14 protein-coding genes are annotated in these 13706 nt (G+C 45.3%); all 14 read right to left on the bottom strand.

The window, feature by feature from the left end; all coding sequences use genetic code 11:
* Positions 1–73: 73 nt before the first annotated feature.
* Positions 74–1093: a MupG family TIM beta-alpha barrel fold protein gene (locus MHI53_RS11270; RefSeq protein WP_340373507.1), complete on the bottom strand. Its 1020-nt coding sequence runs from the start codon at positions 1091–1093 to the stop codon at positions 74–76.
* Positions 1090–2460: a PTS transporter subunit EIIC gene (locus MHI53_RS11265; protein WP_340373506.1), complete on the bottom strand. Its 1371-nt coding sequence runs from the start codon at positions 2458–2460 to the stop codon at positions 1090–1092. Before MHI53_RS11265 ends, MHI53_RS11270 begins: the two co-directional genes overlap by 4 nt.
* Before the next feature lie 35 nt (positions 2461–2495).
* Complete coding sequence (locus MHI53_RS11260; RefSeq protein WP_061141498.1) at positions 2496–3353, bottom strand: MurR/RpiR family transcriptional regulator; 858 nt, start codon at positions 3351–3353, stop codon at positions 2496–2498.
* Positions 3354–3368: 15 nt separating this feature from the next.
* The gene (murQ, locus tag MHI53_RS11255; RefSeq protein ID WP_340373677.1) at positions 3369–4277 is read right to left on the bottom strand and encodes an N-acetylmuramic acid 6-phosphate etherase; all 909 of its coding nucleotides are present in this window, start codon (positions 4275–4277) and stop codon (positions 3369–3371) included.
* 356 nt (positions 4278–4633) lie between these two features.
* Entirely contained in the window at positions 4634–5815 is a 1182-nt protein-coding gene (locus MHI53_RS11250) for an ABC transporter substrate-binding protein (protein WP_340373505.1), read from the bottom strand.
* A gap of 19 nt (positions 5816–5834) precedes the next feature.
* Entirely contained in the window at positions 5835–6542 is a 708-nt protein-coding gene (locus tag MHI53_RS11245) for an ABC transporter ATP-binding protein (RefSeq protein ID WP_061141500.1), read from the bottom strand.
* Entirely contained in the window at positions 6535–7299 is a 765-nt protein-coding gene (locus tag MHI53_RS11240; protein ID WP_340373504.1) for an ABC transporter ATP-binding protein, read from the bottom strand. The genes MHI53_RS11245 and MHI53_RS11240 overlap by 8 nt, the downstream gene beginning before the upstream one ends.
* Positions 7300–7302: 3 nt before the next feature.
* Positions 7303–8298: a branched-chain amino acid ABC transporter permease gene (locus MHI53_RS11235; protein ID WP_340373503.1), complete on the bottom strand. Its 996-nt coding sequence runs from the start codon at positions 8296–8298 to the stop codon at positions 7303–7305.
* 1 nt (position 8299) lies between these two features.
* A complete protein-coding gene (locus tag MHI53_RS11230; protein ID WP_061141503.1) occupies positions 8300–9163 on the bottom strand; it encodes a branched-chain amino acid ABC transporter permease in 864 nt (287 codons plus the stop codon).
* Positions 9164–9547: 384 nt separating this feature from the next.
* Positions 9548–9673: a hypothetical protein gene (locus MHI53_RS11225; RefSeq protein WP_260320150.1), complete on the bottom strand. Its 126-nt coding sequence runs from the start codon at positions 9671–9673 to the stop codon at positions 9548–9550.
* 553 nt (positions 9674–10226) lie between these two features.
* Positions 10227–11924, bottom strand: a complete 1698-nt coding sequence (locus tag MHI53_RS11220) for a sigma 54-interacting transcriptional regulator (protein WP_340373502.1) — start codon at positions 11922–11924, stop codon at positions 10227–10229.
* Between the two features lie 129 nt (positions 11925–12053).
* On the bottom strand, positions 12054–12455 hold the full coding sequence (locus tag MHI53_RS11215; protein ID WP_340373501.1) for a MaoC/PaaZ C-terminal domain-containing protein: 402 nt from the start codon (positions 12453–12455) through the stop codon (positions 12054–12056).
* A complete protein-coding gene (locus MHI53_RS11210) occupies positions 12452–12904 on the bottom strand; it encodes a MaoC family dehydratase N-terminal domain-containing protein (RefSeq protein WP_061141506.1) in 453 nt (150 codons plus the stop codon). The genes MHI53_RS11215 and MHI53_RS11210 overlap by 4 nt, the downstream gene beginning before the upstream one ends.
* Before the next feature lie 18 nt (positions 12905–12922).
* Positions 12923–13687, bottom strand: a complete 765-nt coding sequence (locus MHI53_RS11205; protein ID WP_061141507.1) for an SDR family NAD(P)-dependent oxidoreductase — start codon at positions 13685–13687, stop codon at positions 12923–12925.
* Positions 13688–13706: the final 19 nt, after the last annotated feature.

The raw sequence follows: 13706 nt of genomic DNA, 5'->3' as shown, positions 1-13706 counted from the left end.
GGTATCCCCTCAGCCGCCTATCTTTAACATGCCCCCAAAACAAAAATTTCCCAAGGTTCATTGTTCTCTGGAACTATTTTCGTCCTTCATTTACCAATACTAAGGAATGACAAGGTTTTAGAAAGGCCAGCAAGGGGAGGTCCTCTTCCACGACTCTCCCTATTACATTGACCCGGTGATCAGCCTGCAAATCCCGTTTGCAAATTTGAATTTCTCCCCGATATCGTCCATATTCATCATTATCCATCGTAATGGCTCCAAGACTGCGTCCTACCGTATGATTCGGCTCAACAGACGCAGTCACGCGGGTATTTTGCAGCCTGAATACATCTCGAGATACATCCGGCCTCAATTTATAGCTTCCGCTTGGCAAGCGTTCGGATTCCATTCTTACAGATAAAATATTCAGACTTTCATAGCTAGATAGATTCTGAAGCAAATTCCCCTCCGTTCCTTGATCGCCAACAAACACGGCATCTACATGGGAGAGCAGGTCGACGCCGGCAGCGTAAGGATTCATGAACCTGTGTTTTTCAAGTGTCGGGAGTCCAGCATGCAATGGGCTCCGCTTACTTCCTGAACCAGGGATGAATGCATAGATCGGTAACCCATGTTTTTTGAACATTCGATTTTGTTCATGAAAGAATGCTTCCACAAGGCCCGTTTCAGGTCTTGGATAAAAATTATGCCATGCAATAAGACTTTGTGGTTTTATCCCGCTTTCAAGTATGGCCAGCAATTCCTCTTCATTCAGCGTGCTAGCATTCAATGAAAGGGAAAACACCTTGGATAAAGCGGTTATCGTGTCCATGTCGAAACCATCATCAAGGCGAATTCCTTTCACACCCAATGGCGCTAAATCCGTAAATTCAGCAATTCCCAAATGATCAAGCGTCTTTAAAGATACATCTGCATGAATGTCCACCCCGAGAGTTTGTGCTAACTTCAATAGCTCGCACATCCTCCCGACAAGCTCACCTTTTTCTTCAGGAATATGAAGCGAGGTAAACGCTCGCCCCACCCCTAGGTTGGCAGCCCGGATGATTTGGTTTGACGCATCCGGATCTTGCAGATAAAAGGAAATCCCTATCACTTGAATTCAACCGCCATTTCATCTTTGAATCCGAATAAATAGGTGAAAATGAACCCAGCTGCATAGGAAAGGAACAATCCAGCCAAGAACAGGAGAATCTGGTTTGCATGCACTAAAAACGTAAGCGGCAGTCCCGATACGCCTATCGCCGACGTCGCAATCCCGAAATGTGCTTGAAATGCCCCGCCCACCCCTGCTCCTAAACAGGCGGTCAAGAAAGGCCTGCCAAGTGGAAGTGTCACCCCGAATATAAGGGGCTCGCCGATACCTAGCAGCCCTGAAGGAAGTCCTCCGCCAATTGCTCTTTTAAGGCTGGCTTTTTTCGTTTTCATGTAGATGGCAAATGCCGCCCCCACTTGACCTGCACCGCCCATGGCTAAAATAGGGAGCAGAGGATCATCTCCAATCGAATTAATCAATTCAAGATGAACAGGTGTCAACCCTTGATGTAAACCAGTTATGACAAGCGGCAGGAATGCAGCACCCAGCACGAAACCAGCCACGACACCGCCCAAATCCAAGAGATTCAGTAATCCGGAGGTAATGGCATCCGATAAAAATCCTCCGACCGGCATAAAAACGACGTACGTGACAATGCCTGTGATCAACAGGGCAATGGTTGGCGTCAATATGATATCGAGAGATTGAGGAATGAATTTCCTGACCTGTTTTTCCACTAGCGCAATGAAAATGGCAGCAAAAAGGACGCCGATCAAACCACCACGGCCCGGGAGCAGGTTTTCACCGAATAATGAAATATCGCCGACTGCGGGATTGATGACCAATATTCCCGCGACTGCACCAAGTGCAGGGGATCCTCCGTATTCCTTTGCCGCATTCGTCCCGACCAAAATCCCCAAATATGCAAATAACCCCGATCCGATGACGGTCAATGTGATCGCCAGTTGGGATTCTGCCGACAGCCAGCCCGCTTGGACGGTCGCTTTCGTAATTCCTGTAATTAAACCTGACGCGACCAATGCAGGAATTAGCGGAATGAAGATGCTTGCGATTCTGCGTAAAAATAGCTTAAGCGGTTTTGCGTTTTTCCTATTAATCTCTGATTTGTTCTTTGAAGCCATTTCTTTCAAGTTTAAATCCCCTGCAGACGACGCAAGAAGTTTTTCAAACTCGGCATGAACCTTGTTCACCACACCTGGGCCGAGCACAATTTGGATCGTCTCCTCTTCAATGACGCCAAGAACGCCTTCCGTATCCTTTATGTCCACCATGTTCACTTTGGAACGATCGATTGGCAGCACCCGTAATCTGGTCATGCAATGTTCAGCTGTGGCAACATTGCCCCGTCCGCCCAATTTCTCCATTAATTCTTCTGCTAAACTGGCATACCTATCTTTCTTGGTCATACCGAAGTCCCCCCTTTGTATAAACTATGAGATTTTCATTTATAACCATCCGTCATCGATTTGATGGCAGCTCTAGTCTTATCGATATATTGGACGGTCGCTTCATATTGCTCCGAAGCCATCCCTAAAAATAAAATGTCAATCAAATACAGTTGTGCCAATCGTGAGGATGTTGCAGCACTTCTAAATGGCGCTTCATTCGAAAACGATGTATAGAGTGAGGCATCGCATAACGAAGAAACTGTCGTTTGACCAAAATGAGTCAGCCCGACCGTCTTCACTCCCCGTTCTTTTGCAAGCTTCAGTATATTGATCACTTCAGGCGTCTCCCCGGAGAATGAGATGGCAAAAACCACGTCACTTTCCTCCGCATTGGCGATTAGTGTTGCAACTAAATGCATGTCTGTAAAAGCGGTTGCCCCTTTATTGATGCGGAGCAATTTTTGCTGAGCGTCGGCAGCAACGATATTGGAGGCACCGACACCGCAAAAGTGGACGGTTTTAGCATTTAGCATTAAGGCAATTGCTTGTTTGAGATTGTCGTGATCGATGATTTCAGATGTGTCCCGAATGGTTTGAATCGAATTGCTCGTCGTTTTCTCGACAATTCGATACAGCGATTCAGAGGGCTCGATATCCCGGTATCCTTGCTCAACGTTCTTCATCAAATCTCCGGCAATCCGTATTTTCAAATCTTGAAATCCCTTTATACCAAGCGATTTACACAATCTGATAACGGCAGCTCCACTTGAATTGGCGGAAGTGCTCAATTCCTGTACCGTGCTGTTCACCACTTCATGAGGATTCTGAAGAATGTATTCTGCCAGTTTTTGTTCTGATTGCGGAAGCTTGTTCAGCATCGTCTGTATGATCGCTAATCCTCCAGTAGCCATTGTTCGCTTCTCTCCTTATATTTCGCCGTTCGAGATGGCCTTTCTGACATCTCCATCAGCTTTTTCTAGTAACTCCATTGCCTGAACATAATCACTTGACGTTTTGATCATGACAATCGCTGGTTTAACTTGATTATTTGCCTTTTCGAGCATTTCCATGGCGTGATCATAGTCTGCATCCGTCACCGTTTCAATGATGCGGATGGCACGCTCCTTCAGTTTTTGATTGCTTACATGTACATCCACCATCAGATTTTCGTACACTTTTCCCATCCGGATCATGGTTGCCGTTGAGATCATATTGAGCACCATTTTATGGGCGGTTGCCGCTTTCATTCTCGTGGACCCCGTTAAAACCTCTGGACCTACGACCACCTCAATTCCCAAATCTGCAGCTCCTGTTATGCTCGCGTTTTTATTGCTTGATAGAGCAACCGCTTTGGCGCCCATTCTTTTGGCGTAATCCAAGGCCCCCCTCACATAGGGGGTACGCCCGCTTGCGGCAATGCCGATCACCGTATCATCCGCTGTAAGGGCTGCTTTGATTAAATCCCGTTCGCCAAACTCTTCTTTATCCTCCGCTCCTTCAATGGCATGAACGTATGCCTTGTTTCCCCCCGCGATTATTCCTACAACCGTTTCAGGAGATGTGCTGAATGTCGGCGGACATTCAACAGCATCGAGGACACCGAGCCTTCCGCTCGTTCCGGCTCCTATGTATATGAGCCTTCCCCCTTTCTTTAAAGATTCGCAAGCCCAATCGACCGCTGTTTCAATCTCCGGTAACACCTCCTGCACGGCAACAGCCACTTTTAGATCTTCCTTATTGATTGCTGAAATGATATCCATCGTATCCATGCGATCGATGTTCATCGTCCCTTCATTCCGCATTTCAGTCGTTAATGAATGCAAATGCTCTTCCATAGACAAATTAGATCCTCCCATTACTAGTTGATTTAAATATAATTTCAACTTTTTGTAGATAATCCTGAAATTATATTTTATATTATATTCAATGATAACGTTTTCATGACCCGGTGACAATATTTTTTTGAATACTCGCGAAATAATGTGAATTCTTAATAAACAGTTTTCCCCGTGCGGCAAACCTCGTTTTTTTCCATGCACATTCATTTCTCTGCTAATCTATCTCTTATCCGGATCCGATTGCTCCCTCCCTTCTATTAGAAAACAAAAAAACGTGTGCCTGCCCCCCTGACAACAATCAGAGGAGCCAAGCACACGCTTTTGAAAAGTTCCATCAAATTAAATGGATATCCTTATCGAATGGGCACGACTTTTCCGTCTTCCACGGCACCTACGACAATGGTCGATGCAAATCCGCCGTGTTCATCAATGGAAGGGATGTCATAGATTTTTTGTTCCGGAGCTAAATTTGTAAGACCATCTTGCATATGCTTACGGATGGCCTGAGCATCATCCACACTGCCTGCTGCTTTCATCGCTTCGACAAACGCATGCATGGCGATATAATTCAAGCCTACTTCCGAGCTTGGATCTTCCTTATATTGCTTTTGATAGTTCTTTACGAAGGCAGGCACTGCCTCTTCACCAGAATCTATCAGCGGCAAAACGCCGATCGAGCCTTCCAATGTTTCGTATGAACCGGCAATCGGTTTCATTTGATCAAGCTTTGCCTGGTCCATGATGATGAAACCGCCTTTAAACCCTAGCTCCCTAGCTTGCTTCGCCACTTTTGCGGTAGGCTCGGACGCACCGCCGATAAACAGCACATCAGGATCTTTCTTCAGTGCGTTCGTAACGATCGTAAAGAAATCGGTCTCTTTGGCGAAATCGATCGAAGCGTTATATACGACCTTTCCCCCTTGCTTTTCCCAATATGGAAGTATCGCTTCGGTCCAGTCTTTGCCATATTGCGAAGATGTCGGCAAAGCGGCTATTTTCTTGCCGAAGTGTTCCATTGCATAGGATGAAAAAGGTTCGATATAGCCTTCGTAATTGGGAGGTATCCGAACGGTCAAAGAATTACCGCTTTCGGTTACCGACGGTTCACTCGTATAAGCGCCAATGATGAATTTTTCTTGTTCATTAAAGACCTGCAGTGCCAGCACCCCTCCGCTGTGCGGCGTGAAGATGATCGGTGTATCATACTCCTGAACCAATCGTTTCGCATTCGCCCCTGTTTCATTCGGTAAGTATTTATCATCGAGCGATACTAGGTTCAGTGTGTATTTTTTACCCTTCACTTCAAATCCGCCTGCATCGTTAATTTCTTTAACGGCCATTTCAACACCATTCAGAGTCCGCTTCCCATATAACGCAGCGGCCCCGCTTAATGGACCACTGAACCCAATGTTCACGACGTTGCCTCCTTTCCCTTTATTGCCGTTGCTGGATGCTGGGCTATCCCCTTTATTGCATCCAGCCAAAACAGTCATGATCACCAGCAGTAGAACGAATGATGCTGTTAGCTTTTTCATAAAAATCCCCCTTCTTTTTTCAGGCCCCGATATATGCTTTCTTCACTTCATCATTAGCCAATAACTCACTTGCTGTGCCTTGAACGACAATTTCCCCATTTTCAAACACGTATCCTTTTTTGGCGATGCCGAGGGCCGCATTCGCATTTTGTTCGGCAAGCAGGATCGTGATCCCTTCGCGGTTTATTTCTTCGATGACCTGAAACATCTGCTCGACGATAAGAGGAGCAAGTCCAATCGAAGGCTCATCGAGCATCAATAATTTGGGCTTCGACATCAATGCCCTCCCTATTGCCAGCATTTGCTGCTGGCCGCCGCTAAGACTTCCCGCTTCATCTTGGTGCTTTTCCCGTAAAATCGGGAATAAATGATAGACGTATTCCAAGGAGCGCTTGATATCATCCTTTTTCTTTCGATGCACATAAGCTCCCATCTTCAGGTTTTCCTGGACGGTCATCTGAGGGAACAGTTTACGCCCTTCGGCACACTGGACAATCCCCTCCCGCACATTCCTATCAGGCGCCCTCCCCCCTATTGGAATGCCTTGAAAGTGGATTTCTCCGCGTGAAAGCTTACTGATGCCGCTGATGGACCGGAAAGTCGTACTCTTCCCGGCACCGTTAGCTCCCAACAGGACCACGATTTCCCCTTGCGCAACCTCGATATTCACATGTTTGATTGCAGTGAAGCTGCCATAAGCTACGGCTACATCTGTTAACTTAAGCACTCGCACTACCTCCCAAATAGGCTTTGATTACCGCATCATTTCCGCGGATTTCCTTCGGTGTGCCTTCGGCAATTTTTTCCCCGTAATTAAGGACCATGATGTGATCTGCCAAGTTCATGATCATATGCATTTTGTGCTCGATTAAACATACGGTCAGTCCCGAACGATTTAATTTTTTAATCAGTTCTGTCAATCCTTCCGTTTCATCAGGGTTTATGCCTGCAGCCGGTTCATCCAGAAAAATTATTTCCGGTACAGTTGCAAGGGCCAGGGCAATCGCTGTCCGTTTCTTCTCTTCCTGAGAGATGCCGGCCACGATTTTGTCAGCAGATTTTGTCAGCCCGACAACATCGAGTGCCTCCATTGCCTTTTCCCTGCATGCCGCTTCCTCCCGCTTTAACCGTTTCGTCCTAAAAATGGCATCCGCCAGATTGGATTTGGTTCGAAGCCTATGTCCGATGACGACATTGTCCAATACGGTCGATTGATCAAAAAGGCTTGTCGATTGAAAGGTTCTTGAAATACCAAGTGCCGCTATTTCATTTGGCGGAAGCTTCGTGATATCGATCCCTTTAAAAAATACCGTACCGGAACTGGGCCGATGAAAACCACTAATCAAGTTAAAAAAAGTGGATTTCCCAGCACCATTCGGTCCGATTATGGCATTGATCCTTCCTTTTTCAATGATGAAATCCACTTGATTGACCGCTGTCAAGCCGCCGAAGCGCTTCGTTAAATTCTTTGTTTCAATCAGCAAAATTCATCCCTCCTCCGCTTTTATGTGCATATCGGCTCTAACCATGGACAATTTTTTATCCTTTCGCTTTCTTTGCCATTCAAAGGCGGCCCCGGCGATACCCCGTGGATAAAAGATGATGATCAACGTAAGCAAGGGACCGAATATCAACATTCGATATTCTTGCAGGAATTGCAGATTCTGAGAAAGGATCACCAACAATAACGTCCCTACCAATGGGCCCGAAAGAGTTCCGATTCCTCCAACCAGCAAATACATCAACAAATCGAACATAATGGCCGTTGACCCGATATCAGGGCCGATGAATCGAATGAAAGAAGCATACAAGGCACCCGCCAGCCCAGCAAAGAATGTAGATAAGACAAAAGCGGTTAGCTTATTCTTCATTGTGGAGATGCCAATCGTCCGGGCAAGATCCTCGCTGTTCCTGATGGCGATAAAGGTCCTCCCCGTCAACGAGTGGATGATTCGATACATGATGACGATCACGGCGATCAGGAAAAGGAGAACGAGGTAATATTGTGAAGCTGCCGTATCAAAGGTGATTGGACCGATGCTGCTTGGTGCCGGGATGCCGATAAGGCCCCTGACTCCTTCCGTAAGCCCTTCCCATTTATCAATGACAAGGTAAATGATATACCCTACGCATAGTGTATAAATCGCGAAGAAATGCTCTTTTGTCCTAAGTGCGATCAACCCGATCAAAAGGCCGATCACACAGGTAATAACACAGGCCCCTGCAAGTGCCATCCAAAAGTTCATTCCCGCCTTCACGGTCAGGAGTCCAAGCGAGTAGGCTCCAATCGCAAAAAAACCAGCATGCGCAAGCGAGAGATAACCGGTATACCCGGATAATAAATTGATCCCATAAACGGCTATCGCCCATATGAATGAAAGAGTCAGCATATGGAGGTAATAGTCGTTTTGGGCGATATATGGAAATGAAAAAGCAAAGATGGTCAGGGCGATCAATCCATTTCGTTTCGTCAATATCTTCATGTTATCTCTCCCCCTTGGCAAAAAGACCTGTTGGCTTCACAGTCAATATCACGACTAATAGAATGAAAGCAATGATGTCTTTATAGTCATTGGATAGGTAGGTTGCGCCAAGGCTTTCACTGAATCCGAGGATATACCCGCCGACAATGGCCCCCGGAATGCTTCCCATCCCGCCGAGGATGATGATGACGAAGGCTTTAAGGATGACCAGGTGCCCCATTCCGGGAAATACTAGATTTATCGGTGAAGCCAGGGACGAAGCGATGGCTGCCAATCCTCCCGATATCATGAAGGTCAGCATCGCGACTTTGTTGATATTGATTCCGACCAATGATGCACCTTCACGATTTTGGGACATCGCAATGATCGTTGAACCTGTATACGTTTTCTTCAGGAATACGTAAAGTAAAACCATCACCACGATAGCAGCGACGATGATCAATAATCGCTGAAGTGTAAATGTCAAGCCCATGATCTGGACAACTTGGCCGTAAGGGGAATTCATGGTATGGAAGTCTGCTCCCCAGACAAATTGGGCGAACGCTTCAAGAAAAAGAAGAATGCCGATTGCCGCGATTTTATCGTGCAAGGGAGGCGCTTCTCTTAACAGGCGGAACACGAAGCGTTCCAAAAGCACCCCAAGCAAGCCAACGACGATAATGGATACAAACATCGCCAGCCAGTAATTGACCCCATATAATGTCATCATGGACAATGTGATATATCCACCAAGCATATAGAGAGCACCATGAGCAAAGTTCGGGATATGCAAAATACCATAAACGAGCGTCAATCCCAAGGCAACTAGACTATATACGCTGCCAATCGTCAAACCATTAAAAAGCTGTTGGATTAATATATCCATTTACTTCCTCCCTGACTAATTATTGAATTTCATCTTGCTAATCATGCTCCCGCAATTACCAATACTATGACTTAAACGCTTCAAGAGGGGGATGGGGGATTCGCAAGTTATTTCACGCAAGTAGAATGGATTGTGTTACACAGCTGGAACTGCTTTTTACAGTCTTGTTTAAAAATTTTCATGTCTGAAGGAGTCGTGAATGAAAACAGTGGTGTGGATGCCCGTAACAGGTTCATCTGTCATGTTTGTTTCAACTCGATTAACTGTTTAGGCAGAAGACTGATATTATTCAGTGGAGTAAGGTATAGGGTTGTATTGCTTCAATTTCCTCCTGCTCTTGAATGAGACGCAAGCAGATTTTGTTAGCGCTTTCATAAATGATGATCATCCATCGACACCATTTTCTCGTAAGCTATCATCCGCTTTCTTTACTGAAGATAACAATTCTGATTGCCCTTTTTGATTTTTCTGATTGATCAGGCCTCGTGTGACGATTGCTTCAATTTGCACTGGTTAACTTTTTCTTCACTTGGCCATCGCCTGATTCCGCCCCCCTCCCTTTACACTTTTCTACAGAATCATTCCGCAGATCTTTTTCCTGTTGCGGATTTTTCCTGGTTTAATGATGCAAGTACCGTGCCACAAGCAATATCACCGTCAAACGGCTATTACCCAGCAAAACAGAATTCATTAATGAATTGTAAAATTGAAAAGAGCGGCTTCCAAAGGGGATGTCCATCATTCACTTTTGATTGAAAAAAATCAGTATTGAATTAAAATAAATGGAGTGTTATTCAAGATCAAGGAGGTAATGAGGCAGGAGATTGATGGGCACAAGACATAAATGAAAATAGTCTTTCATTCATTAAAGATTTCCGCCGCTGAAATCCACAAACGTGTGATTTGCCCCCAACGCATATCCAAAATAATAATCGTCAAGGATGAGCCTCCCGGACCGGTTGCTCACAAGCGGGTGTCTTCAGTTATGGAGACGGTCAGTCCGCGTCCGTCAAAGCTTTGGGCATAATTGAAGGGATACCGATTAAGGCATCCCCTTGCTTGCTTAGGTTTTTTCACTGACCTTCAGTCGATATTTTTTTAGTTTCCTTACGATCGTTGCCTGACTTGAATCAAGGGCAGCTGCGATTTCATATGTCGTTTGGTACGTTTGTGCCGCTTTTGTCAAGATCTCCTTTTCGGCTCTTTCCACAGCCGCTTTTAACGTTAGCGAAGAATTATAATTTGCTTGGTTCCGGTTTTCGGGCTGATATTCTTCCGGCAGGTCATTCATCGTTAATAAAGAATGATCCGTCAGTACGACGAGCCTTTCGACAATATTTATCAACTCACGGACATTTCCCGGCCAATCATGTTGAAAAAAATATTCTTTCAGCCTCGAATCTATTTCTTTCGAAAATTTATATTGTTCGTTCGATTTCTTTAAGAACAAATCAGTCAAAGCCAAGATATCTTCTCTTCTTTCGCGTAATGGGGGAATCGTGATGGGAATGACATTCAGCCTATAAAAAAGGTCTTCGCGAAAATCACCAGACTTGACCATTTCCGATAAATTGCGGTTCGTGGCCGCTATTATCCGAACATCGATTTTCTTCGGCTTCGTACCACCGATTCTTTGAATCTCCCTTTCCTGAAGTGCCCGCAGCAGCTTTACCTGCAATTGCAAGGGGAGTTCACCGACTTCATCCAAAAATAAGATGCCGCTCTCTGCCATCTCGAACATCCCTGGTTTCCCCTTTTGATTTGCCCCGGTAAATGCTCCGCCTTCATATCCAAATAGCTCGGATTCCAATAAATCGGCAGGAATGGCCCCGCAATTTATTTTGATGAAATCGCCTTTCTTGGACCGGATGCTCCGATTATATATATTGCGGGCAAGGACATCTTTCCCGACGCCCGTTTCTCCAAGGATGAGCACGGTCGCATCGATATCCGATATTCTTTCAGCGATCTCGTAAATCGTTTTCATCTTATCACTGACAAAAACGACTCCATCCTGACTTGTTATCTTTCGCAGTTTTTCGATTTCCTGCTTATATTGATGATTCAATTCATTTGCCTTCGTCAATTCGTGCATCAGTTCATTTAAATCTGACAAATCCCTAATATTCGTTACGACTTGCTCGATTTCCCCCGCTTCATTAAAAACGGGGCTACCGGTAATCAATGTTTCTTTTCCGGCAAAATTATCCTGAACGACCGATACAGTTCGTCTCAACTTGACGACCTTATGCGTGACAGAGGCATTCAGGATGCCGCGCTTAATCAGCTGGTCCACCGACTTGCCGATATAGTACTCTTTAGGGATACCGGTGATCCGCTCAATCGCTGAATTGGTATAAAGCGTCGTCCCCTGTTGATCGGTGATATATATCCCGTCATAGGAACTTTCGATTATGGCATCCAGGGCCCGGTTCAGTTTGTCCGACTCATGGGCATCTACCAGTAAATCATCCAAAAATTGTGTTTCACTGCCTATATAAAGACGATTGTCATCATCCGATCGTTTCATTAGCAAAAATAAGTACCGCTTGTCACGCAGTTTTGCTGCCGCAAGTCTATTGTTATCGAGAAATTGCCACTCATCGAATTGTTCGGTTACTGTCGTATCCCCATCATGGTCCATCAACGGATCGAAGTACATGCCCCATTCCTTAATCCGGTTTGCAGAATCCAGGACAAGTGCAGGAAAGGGGTATTCCTTGAGCAATTCGATTGGAGAATCCTGTTTTACTTGATTCATAACTATTCACCGCCGCAAAAAGAATTCTTAATACGTACAATTCTGGATAAATCTCGAATCTCCTTTAAAATTGTCGATTTTCATTCCTAAAAAAAATAGTGATGAAATAATTTTCATCACTACTTTCGTTTAATAGACTTTAAACACAACCTCACCGCTGATCGCTTCTTTGCCTGTCTGGTCAGTTGCTGCCACTTTGAAATGATAACTATCTTCATTTTTTTCTTTTAAATCGGCAGAGAGGGTGATTACATCATTCAAGAAAACCATCCCTTTGAATCGGATCTTGTATTCTTCGATAAAGCCGATTTCATAAAGATTACTGAAAAGCTTTGCCAGATTTCCCATCGTCCACATCCCATGGGCAATGATACCGGGAAGACCTGCATTTTTTGCTTCCTCGTCAATCGTATGAATGGGATTGAAGTCGCCTGATGCTCCAGCGTACTTAATCAGGTCCATACGCGTAACAGGTTTCAGCTCGATTGAATGCAGCGAGTCACCAATATGGAGTTCGGTCAATGTCGTCACTTGCTCATCACCTTCTTTCTGATCGTTTCATTAATGATGACAAGCTGTTCGGCACTAAATACCAATTTACCATCGGCGTCCGATCCATAATTTTTCAAGGCCAGGAATCCCATTTCGCCCTGTTTTCCTTTTTTCTCATAGTAATCCTTCACTTCCGAATAACAGGTGATTTCCTCGCCGACCAAAAGCGGCCTATTGTAGCGATAAACCTGTTCGCCATGAATCAGCCCTTTATCCGGAAGATTCAGCGATTCAATCGTGCCATAATCAAAGACCCGCGGGAAGGTTGGCGGAGCAATATTCGTTCCATATCTCGATTGCCTCCCCGCTTCTTCATCAATGAAAATCGGGTGCGGATCACCAATCGAGCATGCGAATTTTCTTACGGCTCCCCGTTCCACGATGTTTTTAACGGGTTTAGATCGCTTTCCAATGCTATCGTTAAACATATCATCCCGCCTTTTCCCTTAATTTTTTGGACCGCCTGCAACATATAAAACCTGACCGCTGATGAATGAGGATGCTTCATCCGCAAAGAACCCCACAGCATGCGCAATATCACTTGGTTGGCCGCTCCTCGCAACAGGAATGCTGTTTGCCCGATCCTGAATGAATTGATCAAAGCTTACCCCCACCCGCTTCGCTGTTTCTTTCGTCATTTCGGTTTCGATAAAACCAGGAGCGACGGAATTGGCTGTTATCCCATACTTCCCAAGCTCGATGGCAAGCGTTTTCGTTAACCCCTGAAGCCCGGCTTTAGCTGCTGAATAATTGGCCTGACCGCGATTGCCAAGGGCGGAGGTGGAGGATATATTAATGATTCTTCCGTATTTATTCGCAACCATATGCTTTTGGGCGGCACGTACTGCATTGAAAGTGCCTTTTAAATGTACATCCATTACGGTTTGCCAATCTGAATCGGTCATTTTAAAGAGGAGATTATCCCGGATGACCCCTGCGTTATTCACAAGAATATCAAGCGAGCCGAATGTGTCGGCTATCTCGGTAACCGAAGCTTCGACCTCTTCGGGATCGACCACATTTGCCACCTTCGTAAAAATGGTGTATCCCTTGTCCCTCAATTCATTTCCCGCTGATGTCAATACCTCTTCGTTGATATCGATGATGGCGACCTTTGCCCCTTCACTGGCAAACAGCTCGACGATCGCCCGGCCAATTCCTCTGCTCCCACCTGTTACTAGCGCCGTTTTTCCTGAAAATCTTCCTGTCATCTCTTTTCCTCCTAATCTA

The organism is Peribacillus sp. FSL E2-0218 (assembly GCF_037992945.1).
Classification (GTDB): Bacteria; Bacillota; Bacilli; order Bacillales; family DSM-1321; genus Peribacillus; species Peribacillus simplex_B.
Note: the sequence above shows the minus strand (reverse complement) of the source record. Positions and strands in the feature narration are given on the sequence as shown.

Coding starts and splice junctions, on each gene's coding strand:
- MHI53_RS11265 (WP_340373506.1), bottom strand. CDS start 2,460: ATGACCAAGAAAGATAGGTATGCCAGTTTAGCAGAAGAATTAATGGAG.
- MHI53_RS11260 (WP_061141498.1), bottom strand. CDS start 3,353: ATGGCTACTGGAGGATTAGCGATCATACAGACGATGCTGAACAAGCTT.
- murQ (WP_340373677.1), bottom strand. CDS start 4,277: ATGGAAGAGCATTTGCATTCATTAACGACTGAAATGCGGAATGAAGGG.
- MHI53_RS11250 (WP_340373505.1), bottom strand. CDS start 5,815: ATGAAAAAGCTAACAGCATCATTCGTTCTACTGCTGGTGATCATGACT.
- MHI53_RS11235 (WP_340373503.1), bottom strand. CDS start 8,298: ATGAAGATATTGACGAAACGAAATGGATTGATCGCCCTGACCATCTTT.
- MHI53_RS11230 (WP_061141503.1), bottom strand. CDS start 9,163: ATGGATATATTAATCCAACAGCTTTTTAATGGTTTGACGATTGGCAGC.
- MHI53_RS11220 (WP_340373502.1), bottom strand. CDS start 11,924: ATGAATCAAGTAAAACAGGATTCTCCAATCGAATTGCTCAAGGAATAC.
- MHI53_RS11210 (WP_061141506.1), bottom strand. CDS start 12,904: ATGTTTAACGATAGCATTGGAAAGCGATCTAAACCCGTTAAAAACATC.
- MHI53_RS11205 (WP_061141507.1), bottom strand. CDS start 13,687: ATGACAGGAAGATTTTCAGGAAAAACGGCGCTAGTAACAGGTGGGAGC.